The sequence below is a fragment of the Methylocaldum sp. GT1BB genome, assembly GCF_051027545.1.
Classification (GTDB): Bacteria; Pseudomonadota; Gammaproteobacteria; order Methylococcales; family Methylococcaceae; genus Methylocaldum.
This window is the reverse complement of sequence record NZ_CP194902.1, coordinates 3430700-3447777: the sequence shown is the minus strand read 5'-3', so window position 1 is coordinate 3447777 and position 17078 is coordinate 3430700. Positions and strand designations below refer to the sequence as shown.

The 17078-nt window shown below is 58.7% G+C and carries 9 protein-coding genes; 4 read left to right on the top strand and 5 right to left on the bottom strand.

What is annotated here, in order from left to right; genetic code table 11:
* Nucleotides 1–88 precede the first annotated feature (88 nt).
* The 4 genes from ACR2TX_RS16810 (at nucleotide 89) to ACR2TX_RS16795 (ending at nucleotide 8402) form a co-directional block, all read left to right on the top strand.
* A complete protein-coding gene (locus ACR2TX_RS16810) occupies nucleotides 89–5260 on the top strand; it encodes an AAA family ATPase (RefSeq protein WP_434130236.1) in 5172 nt (1723 codons plus the stop codon).
* A 41-nt stretch (nucleotides 5261–5301) separates the two neighbouring features.
* Nucleotides 5302–6003 (top strand): response regulator, encoded by a 702-nt coding sequence (locus ACR2TX_RS16805; protein ID WP_077730190.1) that lies wholly within the window; start codon nucleotides 5302–5304, stop codon nucleotides 6001–6003.
* Between the two features lie 15 nt (nucleotides 6004–6018).
* Nucleotides 6019–7527, top strand: a complete 1509-nt coding sequence (locus tag ACR2TX_RS16800; protein ID WP_347257390.1) for a PAS domain-containing sensor histidine kinase — start codon at nucleotides 6019–6021, stop codon at nucleotides 7525–7527.
* Nucleotides 7528–8186: 659 nt separating this feature from the next.
* On the top strand, nucleotides 8187–8402 hold the full coding sequence (locus ACR2TX_RS16795) for a (2Fe-2S)-binding protein (protein WP_086135549.1): 216 nt from the start codon (nucleotides 8187–8189) through the stop codon (nucleotides 8400–8402).
* 80 nt (nucleotides 8403–8482) lie between these two features.
* Here ACR2TX_RS16795 and ACR2TX_RS16790 read toward each other — a convergent pair whose 3' ends face one another.
* The 5 genes from ACR2TX_RS16790 to ACR2TX_RS16770 all read right to left on the bottom strand — a co-directional run bounded on the left by ACR2TX_RS16790 (nucleotide 8483) and on the right by ACR2TX_RS16770 (nucleotide 17076).
* Nucleotides 8483–8926, bottom strand: a complete 444-nt coding sequence (locus ACR2TX_RS16790) for a DUF2721 domain-containing protein (protein WP_077730188.1) — start codon at nucleotides 8924–8926, stop codon at nucleotides 8483–8485.
* 107 nt (nucleotides 8927–9033) lie between these two features.
* Nucleotides 9034–9339 (bottom strand): DUF6794 domain-containing protein, encoded by a 306-nt coding sequence (locus tag ACR2TX_RS16785; RefSeq protein WP_434130233.1) that lies wholly within the window; start codon nucleotides 9337–9339, stop codon nucleotides 9034–9036.
* Nucleotides 9340–9897: 558 nt separating this feature from the next.
* Entirely contained in the window at nucleotides 9898–12333 is a 2436-nt protein-coding gene (locus tag ACR2TX_RS16780; protein WP_434130231.1) for a sigma 54-interacting transcriptional regulator, read from the bottom strand.
* Nucleotides 12334–12658: 325 nt separating this feature from the next.
* Entirely contained in the window at nucleotides 12659–15844 is a 3186-nt protein-coding gene (locus tag ACR2TX_RS16775) for an efflux RND transporter permease subunit (protein ID WP_077730185.1), read from the bottom strand.
* Nucleotides 15841–17076 (bottom strand): efflux RND transporter periplasmic adaptor subunit, encoded by a 1236-nt coding sequence (locus ACR2TX_RS16770; RefSeq protein ID WP_434130229.1) that lies wholly within the window; start codon nucleotides 17074–17076, stop codon nucleotides 15841–15843. Before ACR2TX_RS16770 ends, ACR2TX_RS16775 begins: the two co-directional genes overlap by 4 nt.
* Between the last annotated feature and the right edge of the window lie 2 nt (nucleotides 17077–17078).

The following is a 17078-nucleotide window of genomic DNA, read 5'->3' as shown; positions in this document are numbered from 1 at the left end:
ATGGCGGTTCGCGACAGCCCCGCTCTTATTCAAGCCTCGCGACTTCACCGTCGCAAGGCCTTCGGCTTTAGCCTGAGATTACTTCATCATGCCTGGCATACCTCACGTTCCAGAGAGCATAGCGCAAGCAGTTGATATAACAACAAAGCATCAACCGCAGGGCCTGCCAACACTGGGCAACTACATCGCTACCGAAAAACTCGGAGAAAGCTTGCAGGCCTCGGTATTCAAGGGCTACCACATACACGTCCCCGACCAACCGCTGGTCATCAAACTGCTGAAGCAGCTGTCGAGCTGGGACGATCAGTCGCGGCATCTGCGCCAGAAGATCGAACGCCTGAAAGTGCTGCACGATCCGCGGGTTTGTACGCCGCTCGCGCTGGAGTCCTACGGCGACCTTCAGTTTATCGTTCAGTCCTGGTTCGCGGGCCAAACGCTGAATCATTGGGTGGCACACCAAAATAAACTCGATCTCAACGATTTTTTTACGCTGGCTTGTACGCTGGCCGATACGCTGCACGCGGTACATGATGCCGGCATTACCCACGGCGGCATAAAGCCCCATAATATTCTGATTCAACCGGGGACGCTGACGCTCCGGCTGACCGATTTCATCACCCCGCTCGACATTCGTGACGTCAGCCATTTCATCTACGATCCGGAATTCGTACGCCATACCTTGGCCTACACCTCGCCGGAACAGACTGGCCGCATCAATTATCGCGTGGATTTTTCCACCGATTTGTATTCATTAGGGATCGTGTTTTATGAGCTGCTGACCGGTCAGCTGCCGTTTTTTTCCAGCGATCCACTGGAACTGATTCACTCGCATCTGGCTGAGGAAACGCCTAGAGTCAATCAGCTCAAACCGCAGATTCCCCAAGCTTTGGCCGACATCATTGCCAAACTTACCGTCAAGCAGCCGGAGAAGCGTTACCAAAGCACCGCAGGGTTACTGGCCGACCTAATCCGCTGCAAGGACGAGTACGCCGCCACCGGCAGCGTATCAGCGTTCACGATCGGCCTGCACGATCGTAGCCGTCGGGTCATCTTCATCTCGAAGATGGTGGGCCGCCAGCACGAAAGCGAGCTGATACGGGAGCAATATGACGAGGTCATCAGCGGCAAATTCCGCTCGGTATTTATTTCCGGACTGTCCGGCATCGGCAAAACCCGGCTGATTCAGGAACTGCAAAAACCGCTGGTCAAGAATCGCGGTTACTTCACCTCCGGCAAATTCGACCAGTATCAGAAAAACATCCCCTACAGCTCGCTGATTCAGGCCTTGCGCAATCTAATGCGCATCTTCTTAACCGAAAGCGATCTGCAGGTTCAGCAGTGGCGGAAGAAAATACTCGATGTCGTCGAGAACAACGGAAGCGTCATCATCGACGTGTTGCCGGAACTGGAATTCATCATCGGACGGCAGCCTGAAGTGCCGCATCTGCCTCCGGTGGAAGCCCGCCATCGTTTCAACAATTTGTTCGGCCGGTTTCTCGCTTGTCTCGCCAGCGAAGACAATCCGCTGGTACTGTTCATCGACGACCTGCAATGGTGCGACAGCGCAACCTTCGACTTTCTGCAAAACCTGTTCGACAACCATGATGAACATCCCTATTTGTTTTTCATGGGCGCCTATCGGCACAACGAAGTCGACGGCAGCCATCCGCTCAGCAAGCTGATCCGCAAGATTCAGGAAAACAACGGTCCGTTCGCGGAAATTCGCCTGGAGGCGCTCACTGACGCCGACTGTCATGAAATGGTGGCCTACATCCTCGACTCTTCGCTGGAAGCCACGGCCAATCTGGCGGAATTTATCGCCCACCTCACCGAAGGTAACCCGCTGTTCGTCAGCGAAAGTTTGGCATGGCTGTATAACGAGAACTTGCTGAACACCGATGCCGAACACCACTGGCACTGGGACATCAAGCGGATTCGCGACACGCAGATGCCGACTTCGGTAGTTGAATTGTTCAGCTCCAAGGTGAGCAAACTGCCGGTCAAGACCCTGCATATACTCGACCACTGTGCCTGCATGGGCAACCGTTTCAGCGTCGAAGACGTGGCGCTGGTGTTGGACATTCCCATTGAAAAGCTGTTTGAGGATTTGAAGCCGGTCTTGAATCTGGGGATGCTGCTGGAAAACAAATCCGATCTGCAATTCGTCCACGACCGGGTTCAGGAAGCGGTGCTGCGCCAGGTCGACACTGAGGCCAAACCCGCGATTCACTGGCGCATCGGCAACCGCCTGCTGCAAGCGGTGCCGGCGGGAACCCATCTCGAACTCCTCGATAACTTGTTTACCATCGCCGCCCACCTCAACCTGGGCCGCCCGGCGGAGATGGAACCTGAGCTGGCGTATCGACTGGTCGATATCAACTTCCATGCCGGCAACAAGGCGCTGGATGCGCTGGCCGGCGATGCCGCCAACGACTTTTTCCAGAAAGCCCACGACTACCTGCCCGACGATTGCTGGCAACAGGCCTACGATCTGACCTTTCGCATATACCAGCGTCTGGCCAAGACCGAGTTGATGTGCGGCCGTTATGAACGATCGGAAGCGCTGCTCAATCATTTGATCGAATACGCCGCCAGCGACTTGGACAAAGCCGAAGCCCTGGCGGAACAGACCACGTCGCTGTCCTCGTTCGGCAACTTCAACGAGGCGATCGCGACTGCCAACCGAGGCCTGGCCTACTTCGATAAATCAATCCCCGAACAAGCCGAGATCGCTCACCAGCGAATGCGGGCCTTAATGGCGGAAATCGAACGGCAAGGCGACGTCTGGACGACGATCCTGCACATGCCTTTTACCCAGGACCGCAAGAGCAAGATCGAGCTGGCGTTTTACAGCGAGCTCATTCCGGATCTTTATATGTCCGGCCTGGTGCCGCAGCTGTATCTGTCCGCCGCGCAATCGACCCTGCATTGCCTGCAGGGCGGCATGGACGAATCGGTGATTTACTCGTTTTCGATCATGGGCCTCAATCTCGGCGAACAGGGCAAGTTCGAACTCGCGTTCCGTTATCAGGATCTGGCCCACGACCTGTGTGAAAGACACCCCAATACCTTTGGCGCCACCCGCGGCATGAACGGCATCGTCTGGTGCAACATGCATTCGCGCAGCCATCCGGCCGAGATCGTCGATTACTGCCACAAAGCCATACAGTGCGGCAAGAATTGCGGCGACCTGTATAACGCCGGCCTGTCCTACGGCCCCTTGATGTGGAATTTGCAGGTGCAGGGCAAAGATCTGCGCCTGGTCGAAGAAGCCGCCGAGGAATGCCTGCATTTTTCCCGCAAGAACCAACTGTCGTTCTCGGTCGGCCTCGCCGAAGCCGTGCTGGCCGGCTGGGTGGCGCCGATGAAACCCGATTACCAGCCGGTGGACATGACCGAAACCCTGGCGCGCTGGGAAGCCGACAATTATGTCGCCGCTTCCGGCAGTTATTTTGCGCTGCTGGGTTTTGCCCACCATTATTTAGGCGATTACGCCGCGGCAGCGGTGTCCTTGCACACGGTGGAACGCTATCTGCACGGTTTGACCGATAACGTGCTGAAACGGCTCTGGTATGTCTTCCGTATCGTCAATCGCCTGCGCTGGCCGGAGGGTGCCGACTGGCCGGCGCTTGAAGCGGAAATTGCGCCGTTGCTGGCCGAACTGGAAACCTGGGCCCGTCTCGGCCCCCTGCTGAAACCCTTTTTGGCCTTTGTTCATGCCGAGATCGCCCGCGCTCGAAACCAAATGCGCGAGGCCCGCAACTTGTATTTGGATGCGATCGCGGTCGCCCAGGAACAAAACTACGGCCTGCTCACCGGCCATTTATACGAAGCATTGGCTGATGTCATGGCAGCCGGCAATCTCGGCGATGCCGGACTTTATTACGGCGCGGCGCGACGTATCTACCGGGCGTGCGGCGCCGATCGCAAAAACGCGCAATTGCAGCAACGCCTCCCTTATACTGAAGCGGACTACCCAGTTCGTGCCGAAAAAACTGTCGCCCTCGACAAGCCGGCTACGCTGCCGAATCTCGATTTCAATTATCTGATCAAATCCGCGCTGGCCCTGTCTGCGGAAGTCGATCTGAATCGGCTCATGCAAAAAATCATGAGCGTCGTGCTGGAAAGCTCGGGGGCTCAGCATGGCTACCTGCTGATCAAGGAAGCGGATGAACTGCTGGTCGCCGCCGAAAGCCATGTCGGCGAAAAACACATCGTCAATCGCGAGTATCTCAGTCTTAAACAGACCCGCAGCAGCATTAGTCATGCTATCGTCAACTACGTACTGCGCACGCGTAAAAAAGTATTACTGCACGATGCGATGGCCGAGGGCGAGTTTCAGGACACTGCGGAAGTGCAGGCGCTAAAACTGCGTTCGGTGTTGTGTCTGCCGATCATCAAGCAAAACGAACTCATCGGCTTGCTTTATCTGGAAAATCGATTGTCGGCAGGTGTATTTACCACTGAAAAAACCGACATGACCGAACTGTTGACCGCCCAGGCTGCGATTTCCCTGGAAAACGCCCGCCTCCTGGAACAAACTCGGAAGGCCTACACGAAACTACAGGAAAACCAGGAACACATGCTGCAGATGGAAAAACTCTCGGCATTGGGGACGCTGGTCGGCGGTGTGGCGCATGAGATCAACAATCCGCTGATGGGCGTGATGAATTTCGTCGAATTCGCCGCAGACAGAAGTACGGATGAAAAATCGAAGGAAATTCTCGATCAGGCGCTACAGCAAATTCACCGTATCAAGAAGATCGTCAGCAACATGCTGGTATTCGTTCACAACCGATCGACTCCGAGCGGCACCTGCCAGATAGCGGAGGCGATCAGGCAAACTCTATTGCTGCTGGAAGGCGAATTGGGCAAGCACGGCATCAAGGTCGAGGTGGATGCCGTCGACGATCTGCCGGCCATTCGCTGTAGCTCCGACAGTCTGCAGCAGATCCTGGTCAATCTGATCATTAACGCCCGCGACGCACTAGTCGATAGCCAGCAACCACAAATCAGAATCATGCTCAGGCCCGTGGACGGCATGTTAGAACTGAGCGTGGCCGACAACGGTCCCGGCATCCCGCAAGAGGTGCAAACCAAAATTTTCGATCCGTTCTTTACCACCAAGCCTCCCGGAAAAGGCACCGGACTGGGTTTGTCGGTCATCCGCCGTCTGGTTCAGGATGTCGGCGGCCATATACAGGTGGAGAGTTTACAGGGGCACGGCTGCTGCATGCGGCTACGCTTTCCCCATGTTTGAGCATTTGAATTCGATACATAAGAGAAACGATATACAAGGTTATGGCAAGCAAAATCCTGGTAATAGATGACGACCCGGCAGTGCGCAGCGCCTTCAAGCTGATTCTGGAAAATGACGGTTTCTCGGTTCGCGTAGCCGAGAACGGTTTACAAGGCATCGAGCTGGCCCGCGCGGAACGCCCCGATCTGATTTTTCTCGATCTGCGCATGCCCGGCATCGATGGCGTGGAAACCTTGCGCCGTCTGAAAACCATTGACGAAACGCTGAACGTTTACATCGTCACCGCCTTTGCCAACGAATACATGGAGCAACTGAAAGGCATCAATGAGGAAGGCTTTCAGTTCGAACTGGCCAGCAAGCCGCTGTCTTCCGCACAAATTCGCAATCTCGCCCAGATTGCCCGTATCGGCAATCCTCAGGAAGAACGGCGCGCAAACCAGCACAAACTGGTTCTAACCCTGTATGTGGTGTCCCTGAACAGTGAAACCCGCCGTCTGGTCGAGCAGATTTCCACTGCGCTCGCCAATCTTTACGATCCCGGACAATGGGTTCTGGACGTCGTCGAAGTCTTGGGCATGCCGGAAAAAGCATTGGAAAAGGACGTGTTTGCAACGCCGATGCTGGTGCGCGACATGCCGGAACCCGTATTGAAACTGCTCGGTGACTTGTCGCGGGCTCCTTCGATCATGGCGGCCATTACCACTCAAGCGAAAGGAATCGGCGTACAAACCATCATCGTTTAAGCACGCTTATCGACCATGAACACCCGGCTTCGCAAGCTTGATCTGATCCTCGACACTATCACCGACGGCGTTTTGGTTGTAGACAGCCAGGGTGTCGTACTCTATGCCAACCAAGCTGCCGAAACCCTGCTGGCGCGAAGCCCGATAGTCGGTCAATCGCTGGCGATTCCGATCAATCCTGATAAAAACAGCCATCAGGACATTAATTTAATCCGTCCGAACGGACTCGCCTGGGCGGAAATGCGCTCCACACCGATCGAATGGGACGGGCAATCCGGCTACGTCATCGCCCTGCGTGACATTACCGAGCGCAAGCACATGGAGCTGGAACGGCAAAAGTTCGTTTCGCTGGCCGATAACAGCATGGATTTCATCGGCATATGCGACATGAATTTCACGCCGTTTTACATCAACGAAGCCGGCATGCGCCTGATCGGCATAGACAGCCTGGAGCAGTGCATCCGAACACCGATCCAGGAATTTTTCTTCCCCGAAGACCAGCGCTTCATCCTTGAAGAATTTTTCCCGCGCGTTATGCGCGAGGGCCACGCCGATGTGGAAATCAGGTTCCGGCATTTCAAGACCGGCGCCGCCATCTGGATGATCTACAACGTGTTCTTCATCAAAGACAGCACGGGCGAACCGGTTGGCATCGCCATCGTGAGCCGCGATATATCTTCGCGCAAACAGGCCGAGGCTGCTCTGCGCAAAGCCGATCAACATAAGGACGAATTCCTGGCCATGCTGGCTCATGAACTCCGAAATCCGCTGGCCCCCATCAGCAACGCAACCCACATTTTGGACATGCTGAAGCTGGAAGACACGCGGTTTCACTGGGCTAAGGACATCATTAAGCGACAGGTGACGCACCTCGCTCGCCTGGTCGACGATCTACTGGACGTCTCCCGTATCGCGCGCGGCAAAATTTCGCTGAAGAAAGAGCGGCTTGACCTTGTAGAAGTGATTAAATCCGTCTTGGAGACGGCACAAGGCCTCATCTCGGCCAAACAACAACATCTCGATGCTTGTCTGCCTAACCAACCGATAATGTTGGAGGGCGATTCCGTGCGCCTGTCTCAAGTGTTGCTTAACCTGCTCGACAATGCCAGCAAATACTCTCCGGAAGGCAGCCGGATCGAGGTTGATGTCCAACGGCTCGGGGGCGAAGTCGAGATCCAGGTGCGGGACAACGGCACTGGCATCTCGACGGAACTATTGCCGACGATCTTTGGGCTATTCCAGCAGGGTACGCGTACCCTGGATCGGTCTCAGGGCGGACTAGGCATCGGGCTTACCCTGGTAAAACGGCTAGTGGAACTACACGGCGGACAAGTAACGGCATCAAGTCCTGGCGCTGGACTCGGCTCCACGTTCAGCATCCGTTTGCCGACGATTGACGAAGGGACCACCCTTCCCGTCTCTAAGACATCAGTGCCATCGCCTAACGCAGAGATGCGGGTGGTGGACGATAATTCCGACGTAAGAGAGAGTAATACCCTCCTCCTGACTGCCAACCTTAGGTAAACCGGACCTCGATTTCCTCGCTACCTCCGGCGGTGCCGAAGTTCACCGGGAATTGCATCGGACGCAAGACACCGTGTCATTATAAGCACTGATCCACCCCTGTCTTCGAGATGGTTTCGTTATAAAGATCATCGCCCTTACCTATCCGTGAAGCGGCTAGCAAATATTTGGTTATTAACCCGGCCTATAAATATAGGCCGGGTTAATCCGGGGCAGGGATGCCCCGGCGCGGCGACAAGCCGCGTGAGCCCAGGCCGGGCGTGTACCGGGCCTGGGCGGCGGCCCGAAATACCAGGAGGGTATTTACGGGCCTGATTAATAGCTCAGACGGAAATCCATGCTCGACCGATAGTGCCTACTGCGCAATGAAAACGGTGATAACACCCGACACAGGATTGGCATTGAGTTAAATCAGAATCATCCGGCCGCGGCCGGATAAGTAATCTTCCGAAGTTTAAAATACCGACGGATGCGCACGGGGCGTTTCTGCAACCGGCGCCGATGGAACCGAGTTTTCCGGTTCAGAGCGGCCACCCTGTCGACCGGATCAAAGAGCTCCTCGACCACGGCTCCCTACCCGCCCGACCCACGACGGCGCGAAGCAGTCACGACGGTATCCGTTGTGCCTTACCCTAGAGCTCTAGACTTTCGCCATTGAAATGAACATCAACCATCCCGACCAGAAAAAGAACGTGATTTGCCGCTGTAGCGGGACGACGACAGGACAGATCAAGCGACTTGTCGATAAGGGAGTCAACGACCTGGACAGCATATCGAGAGCGACCGGTGCATGTTCAGGTTGCGGGGCCTGCGATACAGACATTCTGGCCTTATTAGCCGAATATGCTTCGCCTGTTTTGCAAGATGCCCTATAGCGCCGCTCTGTTTTCCTCGACAACACGACGAAGAAAGATTGATGCCAAACGATGGTGTTGGCAGCAGCTGATAACGGTGCTCATTTTCGGTAGCGCCATCGGAACCGCAAGCTGGCGGTCGCCAGATAAATTTCGTGCAGGAAGCAATAAAGGCCGATGATCAGGGCGGCCATCGCGGCGATAAAGAGAATCGCGATAGCGTTCGAAACATCCAGGCTTAAGAAGGCCCCGACGAACAGAACGACAATGAGTGTACAGATGAGCAAGGCACAGGCCGTACAGAGGCTAATCGCCCAGTACGCTATGCGGGCGCGGCGCGATAGCATACTGATCTCGCACTGAATGTCCGGATGGAGGTGTTCGTCCGTGCCGGCGTGTTTGTCCTCGATCTGGCGGGACCGATCAACGATGCGGCCAACGCGAGAGCTAAGCACCGACAGTAGAGCACCGATGCCGGTAAGAAGAAATACGGGCGCCACCGCAAGTTCTATGACATGAGCAATATCGGTGGCAGTGGCTTGCATCGACAGCCTCACAGATTAAATGGTTGAGCAAAAGGACAATTTGGAGGAAGACCGCGCTTCATGAGATTAATCTCCTCCTTACAGAAGGGTAGCAAGCTGCGCTCACATCACAGACCGGACTGGCGCCGCAACCTTGCCCACAGCTCACGGATAATCACGACCGAAGCCTCCTCGGGATTGAGAGCGCCACAGGATGCCATCTGCGCCTTGTTTCCGCGCCAAAGACCAAAGACCTTCCGGATATAAGCCCCTAGGCTGAAGTGGACGATGATGGCGTCCGCACTGGATGCCGCGGCAATTTTGTCTTTTTCGGCCTGACTCAGCTGGAGGGTCAACCGGTCCACGGCTTCTCGAAGGGTTCGAGGCAAACTCTGATCGGCCTCTGAATCGGGCGATGGTAACGGATTGGTCATTTTCTTTATGATGAGAGAAAGCTGCCGGAAATAAGGACCAAAATCGGGAATATTGGAGTTTAGCCATAAAGAGGCAAGGAACATTCGACCGCGCATTGGCAATACAAAAAGCTTAAGAACATGTACTGCAATACGGCCGTCTCCTACAGGCCGACCGTGGCTTCGGTCTCTTGGTCACCCGCCCCCATAGTTAGCGATTTCAACCGGGCAAGACAAGAATCCATGCAACTCACCGCTGCGGCTATCGGCAGCCGCGACCTGGATACCATGAAGAAGCGGGATATGGCCTGTGACACGTTTTCGAGTCTTATTCCATTCGGCATTCGAGTGAACATTCATCGTAGGATGGGTAGAGCGAACCGAAACCCATCGATGGTGGGTTATAGCCCCTCGGCTCCGCTCGTGACAGGCCCTTCGACAAGCTCAGGACAGGCCCCGCGTAACCCACCGACCCTTCGACTTGGCTCAGGACAGGTCCGAGGCCGTTCGGTGGGTTACGGCCTCGCGGCCTAACCCACCCTACAGAAATTAATGCCTTACTGAAAGCGATAATGTTCGTCACGACATGTCGCGGGATATGCCGAGTTTTTCCATGCGGGAGCGCAGGGTGCTCCGCTTGAGGCCCAGTCGTTCCGCGGCCCCTTTCGGCCCGCCGATCACCCAGTCGGTTTCCCGCAAGACTTGGAGGATGTGTTCGCGTTCGACGTCTTCGAGTGTTCTCGATGCGCCCCGCATTGTGTAAGATTCCTTGTGAACGGATACCGAATCGGGCAGGGGCACGCGCAGCACGCCATTGGGCGACAGAATCACCGCGCGCTCGATGACGTTCTGAAGCTCGCGCACGTTGCCCGGCCATTGATAACGCTTGAGCGCTTCGGTCACCTCGTTGGGAATGTGGGTGATCGGGCGGTTGATGCGCCGCGCGAACTTTTCCACGAAATGTCGCACCAGGGGCGCAATGTCCTGGGGACGCTCGCGTAGAGGCGGAACCGTGATGGGAAAGACGTTCAGACGGTAATACAGATCGTCACGAAACGTCTGCTCCTTGACCATCCGGGCCAGGTTTCGGTTGGTCGCCGCCACCAACCGGACATTGGTTTTAACGGTACGGGCACTGCCGAGCCGCTCGAACTCCTGCTCCTGCAGCACCCGCAGCAGCTTGGGCTGCAGATCCAACGGAATCTCACCGATTTCATCGAGAAACAGAGTGCCCTCGTGTGCGAGTTCAAACCGACCGATTCGCCGCGCGATCGCCCCGGTGAAGGCGCCCTTCTCATGGCCGAACAGCTCGCTCTCAAGCAGATCCCTGGGAATGGCCGCGCAGTTCACCTTGACGAAGGGATGAGCGGAGCGCGCGCTCAGGTCGTGAATGGCCCGGGCGATGAGTTCCTTGCCGGTACCGGTCTCACCGGAGATCAGAACGGTCGCATCGGTCGTCGCCACGATTTCGACCTGTTTGAGAGCGCACGCCAGCGCAGGACTTTCGCCGATGATTTCGCCAAAGTCGTGCTCGATCCGGATTTCGTCTTCAAGACAGCGCTTCTCCTCTGCCAGCCGTTCCTTCGCCTCACTCACTTCACGGTAATTCAGGGCATTGTCCACGGCGATCGCCACCTGCCCGGCGATTTTCTCCAGGAAATCGATCTCCCCATCGCTGAAGACGCTGTCCGCCAGCCGCAATAGATTCAAGGTGCCGAGCAAGCGGTCGCAATGGATCAGCGGAAAGAAACAACCGGATTTCAGACCCTCCGCCAGGCCAGGATTGATTCCCCTATCGAACTGGGCCATGCGCTGGGCGTCGAAGACCTGGAGGCGACCTGTCCGGAACGTCAGACCAGACGGCGTCCCTTCCATAGGAAAAAGCGCGCCTGCCCGGACGGTTCCTTTGCCGTCCGGGAAGTCGAGCGTGTAAAGGCGCATCCCGCCCGCCTCGAGATCGGGCAGAGTAAGACCCACGAAATCGCACTGCATGACGCGCCGGACGCTCGACGAAACGGCCTGGCAGAGTTGTCTCAGATCCAGGTGCGAAAGCACCTCGTTGGTGAGATTCAGCAAAAGGCGGAGTCGCTCGTGTTCCTCCTGCAATTGTTGCTGCAGCCGCTTGCGCTCGGTGACATCCTCGACCAATGCCATGACAAAGCCGGGGCAGTAGCCTCCGTCCAAAACCCGGGAAATGGTGTTGCTGACCCAGAGCACCCTCCCGTCCTTGCGCCGATAGCGCTTTTCGATCTTGAACTGCTGGAGCGTCCCGCTGAGAAACTCCTGGTAAAGGGCCAAGTTATTGCCGCGGTCTTCCTCGTGGGTGATATCGGGCCAGGAGAGTGCAAGCAGTTCCTCTCCGGTGTAACCCAGCATTCGCTGAAAGGCGGCATTGGCGGCCAGAAACCGGCCATCCACGTTGGATAATGCGATACCGATCGCGGAATTCTCAAACACCTGGCGCCAGCGTTCTTCACTGTGCCGCAGCGCCATTTCGGCCCGGCGGCGCTCCAACTCGGCCCCGGCGCGCACGGCAAAAATCTGCAGGATCGATTCGGCCAGCTTCGGGCTTTCGATGGGGTGGTCGAACAACACCACGATCAGGCCCAGGGCACGGCCGCCCGAATCAAGAAGCGGCGTTCCCACATACCCTTCAACCTTCATCTCGGCGAGAAACCGATCCTGGGGGAACGATTGCTGCACACCGCTCGCATAGGAGCACAGGCTCTTGCCGATCACGTGCCTGCAAGGGGTATGCGCCAGATCGTATTCAAAGTTGTCTACGATTTTCCCGTCCGCCCACACGGCGATGGTGCGCACCCGTTCCGAGCCGGCTTCCACCAGTTCGCCGATGAAGACGCGGTGGGCGTCAAGGGAAGCGGCAAGGTGTTCGACTAATGAGCGGAAAAAGCTTTCACCGGTCGCACTGGAAATCCCCTTGGCGATATTGAGCACCCTGTCCTCCGGCGGGCTGCGGTCCATCTTGGGAATACCGCCGGTGATCAATGTTTGCATGGTCGCGATGCTGCCTGAATGATGTAGGCCTGCATGTCCTCGAACTGATGTCCCCCCGTGAATCACGCGAACTTGGTGAAGTGATGCGAGAACGTCGGAACGGTCACCGTTTCAGCTATCCGCTTCGTTCTCCACGCATGACGGTATCAAAGATCAGTCTAGAAAAGAAGCCGGTTGAATAAGGCCGTTGCGCGAGGCCTTACAATCGCAAACAGCCTATCGATTGGCCATTCCTCGCTCTCGGCTTCGGGCTCGGTCGGGATGGCGAAGACACCCTCTTAACAGCGCGAGGCCCAGGGCCGAACCCACAGCGACGGGCTTCGCGCTAGTCATCGGACACCCTCCCCAGTTCGTCCACCACGGCGGGGACCGGTGCCCGCCCGCGCCTCCGTGCCACCCGGGCGCGGATGACCACGTAGAAGACCGGTGTCATGAACAGGCCGAACAAGGTCACCCCGAGCATGCCGGAGAACACGGTGACACCCATGATGCGGCGCACCTCGGCCCCGGCGCCGTGAGAGAACACCAGCGGGACGACGCCGGCGATGAAGGCCACCGAGGTCATCACGATCGGCCGCAGCCGCAGCCGGCTCGCCTCGATCGCCGCGGCGACGATGCCGCGGCCTTCGCCCTCGAGCTCGCGCGCGAACTCGACGATGAGGATGGCGTTCTTGCAGGCGAGCCCCATCAGCACCACCAGCCCGATCTGGACGAAGATATTGTTGTCGCCTCCCGTCAGCCACACGCCGAACAGCGCCGAGAGCAGACACATGGGCACGATCAGGATGACCGCCAACGGCAGCGTCCAGCTCTCGTAGAGCGCGGCGAGTACCAAAAATACCAATAACACGCACAGCGGAAACACGACTTTATTGGCATTGCCTTCGTGGATCTGCTGATAGCTCAGGTCGGTCCAGTCGTAACTCGTTCCGGCGGGCAGCACCCGAGGTGCCAGGGAGGCAATGGCGGCAATGGCTTCGTTCGAGGACATGATCCTGGGATCGGCCTCGCCGATGAGGTCCGCGGCGGGGTAGCCATTGTAACGGATCACGGGGTCCGGCCCATAGGTCTGACGGACCGTCACGATGCTGCCGATCGGCACCATCTCTCCGGCTTGGTTGCGGGCGCGCAGCGTGAGGACGTCCTCGGGCTGGTCGCGGAACTGGGCGTCGGCCTGAGCGTAGACCTGATAGGTGCGGCCGAAGCGGTTGAAGTCGTTCACGTAGGTGGAACCGAGGTAAATCTGCAGCGTTTCGAACACCTCGCTCAAGGGCACGCCATGTCGCTTCGCCTTGGTGCGGTCGACGTCGGCCGTCAGTTGCGGCACGTTGGCCTGATAAGAGCTGATGGGAAACCCCATCCCCGGTACTTCCGAAAGAGCGCCCGCCAGTCCCTGGACCGCATGCTGCAATTCACCGTAGCCCAGGCCCGCACGGTCCTGGACGTAGAGCGAAAAGCCGGACCCGGTGCCGATGCCGAGTATCGGCGGCGGCATGATCGCGAACGCGAAGGCCTCCTGGATCGAGGAAAATTTGCCCATCAGCTCGCCGACGATCTCGGGCGCCGGCCGCTGGCGCTCGTCGAACCCGTGCAGGCCGAAGAAGATCGTACCGGTATTTGGCGTGTTGCTGAACTGCAGGGCATTGAGCCCCGGAAACGCCACGGCATCGCGGACCCCTTCGGTGGACAGGGCCATCTCGCTCATGGTGCGCACCACCGCTTCGGTACGATCGAGCGAGGCACCTTCCGGCAGCTTGACGCCGCCTATCAGATACAGCTTGTCCTGGGTCGGGATGAAGCCCCCCGGCACCGCCTGGAAGCTCAGCCAGGTCAGGCCGATGAGACCGCCGTAGAGCACCAGGATTCGGCCGCTTCGGCGTAGGATCCTGACCACGGCGCCGGAGTATGCCTCGGCGCTGCGCTGGAAGCCGCGGTTGAAGGGTCGAAACAGCCAGCCGAACAGCGTGTCTAGCACGCGCGTCACCGGATCGGGTGTCGCGCCGTGCCGCTTGAGCAGCGTTGCCGCCAGCGCCGGTGACAATGTCAGCGAATTCACCGCCGAGATCACGGTGGAGATGGCGATGGCCACGGCAAACTGGCGGTAGAACTGGCCGGTCACGCCGGACAGGAAGGCCATGGGCACGAAGACCGCCGTCAGGACCAGCGCGATGGCGATGATGGGGCCGCTGACTTCGCGCATGGCCTGATGGGCCGCCGCTCGCGGCGCCAGTCCGTTGGCGATGTTGCGCTCCACGTTCTCGACCACGACGATGGCGTCGTCCACCACGATGCCGATGGCGAGCACCAAGGCGAACAGCGTGAGCGTGTTGATGGAAAAGCCCAGCAACAGCAACACCGCGAAGGTGCTGACGATGGAGACGGGTACCGCGAGCAGCGGGATGATCGAGGCTCGCCAGGTCTGCAGGAACAGGATGACCACCGCGACCACCAGGAGCACGGCCTCGAACAGCGTCTTCACGACCGCCTCGATCGAATCGCGAACGAACACCGTCGGGTCGTAGACCACGTCCCACTTCACCCCCTCGGGGAAGAAGCGTTCCAGTTCGCGCATCTTGGCGCGCACGCTGTCGGAGAGCTCGATCGCGTTCGAGCCGGGGGCCTGGAAAATCGCGACCGCCACCGCCTGCCGATTGTTGAGCAGCGAGCGCAGCGCGTATTCGGAGGCGCCGAGCTCGATCCGCGCCACGTCGCGCAGGCGGGTGATCTCGCCGCCGGCGCCGGTCTTGACCACGATGTCGCCGAACTGCTCCTCGGTGACCAGCCGCCCCTGCGCGTTGATCGACAGCGTGAAATCACTGACGCGCGGCTGCGGAGGGCCGCCTATCGTTCCCGCCGAGACCTGGACGTTTTGTTCGCGGATGGCCCGGACCACGTCGCCCGCCGCCATGCCGCGCGCGGCGACCTTGTCCGGATCGAGCCAGATGCGCATCGAATAGTCGCCGCCGCCGAACACCATCGCCTGGCCCACGCCCGGCAGGCGCGCGAGTTCGTCCTTGACGTGCAGGGTGGCATAGTTGCGCAGGTACAGGGTGTCGTACTTCTGGTTCGGCGAGAGCAGATGCACCACCATGGTCAGATTGGGCGACTGCTTCTCGGTGGTGACGCCGAGCCGGCGCACATCCTCCGGGAGCCGCGGCAGGGCCTGGTTGACGCGGTTCTGGACCTGTACCTGAGCGAGGTCGACGTCGGTACCCGGCCTGAAGGTGACGGTCAGGTACATCACGCCGTCGGAGCCCGCCACCGACTTCATGTACATCATGTGTTCCACCCCGTTCATGGCTTCCTCGAGAGGGGTGGCGACGGTCTCGGCGATGACCTTGGGGTTGGCGCCGGGATAAACCGCGCGCACCTGCACCGAAGGCGGCACCACATCGGGGTATTCGGCCACCGGAAGCAACGGGATCGCGATCACTCCGACGACGAACAGGAGGATCGACAAGACTGCCGCGAAAATTGGGCGGTCGATGAAGAAGGCGGAAAAGTCCCTCATGCGCTGGGCTCCCGGGTCCGGTTTGCCGAGGTCTGCTCATTACCGGCGTTCAGCTTGGGATCAGCCGGATGCGGCGGGGGATCGCCCATCTTGATGAACTGCGGGCTGACCGGCATGCCCGGGAAGAAGATCTTTTGGACTCCGTGTACGACCACCGCGTCGTCGGTGCCCAAGCCCTCGGTGACGATGCGGAGGCCATCGAACATCCGCCCGAGCTTGACGTCGCGACGCTGCGCCCGGTTGTCGGCATCGAGCACATAGACGTACTTTCGATCCTGGTCGGTGAGGACCGCCTTGTCGTCCAACAGCACGGCCGGGAACTTGCCGCTGCTCGGAAGTTTCACGCGCGCGAACAGCCCCGGCGTCAACATCCCATCCGGGTTGTCGACCACGGCGCGGGCGCGGATGGTGCCGACAGCGGGATCGAATCGATTGTCCAGAAAATCCAGGCGCCCTTCGTGCGGGAAGCCCTCTTCATCGGCCAGCCCCACGAACACGGGGTTCACCGCCTCCTGCAAGGTGCCCCGCTCGCCGGTTCGCCTCCTGGCGCCCTGGCGCAGATACGCCTGCTCATCGACCTCGAAATAGACGTAAATGGGGTCCAACGAAACGATGGTGGTCAAGAGGGTCGCCGTCCCGGTTCCGTCGTTCACCAGATTGCCCTCGGTGACGAGTTCCCGGCTGATGCGTCCGCTGATCGGGGCTCGCACTTCCGTGAATTCCAGGTTGAGCTTGGCCTCGTCGACGGCGGACTGCGCCGATTGGACGGCGGCGATGGACTCGCGCAGGTTCTTGTCGCGGGTGTCGAGCTCCTCCTCGGAGATCACGCGCTTCTCGAACAGCCGCTGCGCCCGCGCCAGATCGTTTTTCGCCAGGTCGCGCCGGGCCTGGGCGCGCGCCAGCTCTCCCTGCGCCCGTCCGAGCGCGGCCTTATAAGGTCGGGGATCGATGACGAACAGCAGGTCGCCCTTCTTGACCAGGGATCCGTCCTTAAAATTGACCTTTTCCAGATATCCCCCCACGCGAGCCCGCACCTCTACGGTCTCCACGGCGTCCAGCCGTCCGGTGTACTCTTCCCATTCCACGACTTCCCGTTGAATCGGCCGGCTTACCGCAACCGCTGGGGGCAGCGGTCCTGCCGGCTCTGCCGTCGGTTGGCCGCAGCCGGCGAGCAGGCTCAGGAGGAGACCGAGCCAGCTTGCCTGAACTATCCAGTACCTTTTGTTGATCACGT

Bases quoted from the DNA above. Each gene is read 5' to 3' on its own strand.
- ACR2TX_RS16810 (WP_434130236.1), top strand. From the start codon at position 89: ATGCCTGGCATACCTCACGTTCCAGAGAGCATAGCGCAAGCAGTTGAT.
- ACR2TX_RS16805 (WP_077730190.1), top strand. From the start codon at position 5,302: ATGGCAAGCAAAATCCTGGTAATAGATGACGACCCGGCAGTGCGCAGC.
- ACR2TX_RS16800 (WP_347257390.1), top strand. From the start codon at position 6,019: ATGAACACCCGGCTTCGCAAGCTTGATCTGATCCTCGACACTATCACC.
- ACR2TX_RS16795 (WP_086135549.1), top strand. From the start codon at position 8,187: ATGAACATCAACCATCCCGACCAGAAAAAGAACGTGATTTGCCGCTGT.
- ACR2TX_RS16790 (WP_077730188.1), bottom strand. From the start codon at position 8,926: ATGCAAGCCACTGCCACCGATATTGCTCATGTCATAGAACTTGCGGTG.
- ACR2TX_RS16785 (WP_434130233.1), bottom strand. From the start codon at position 9,339: ATGACCAATCCGTTACCATCGCCCGATTCAGAGGCCGATCAGAGTTTG.
- ACR2TX_RS16780 (WP_434130231.1), bottom strand. From the start codon at position 12,333: ATGCAAACATTGATCACCGGCGGTATTCCCAAGATGGACCGCAGCCCG.
- ACR2TX_RS16775 (WP_077730185.1), bottom strand. From the start codon at position 15,844: ATGAGGGACTTTTCCGCCTTCTTCATCGACCGCCCAATTTTCGCGGCA.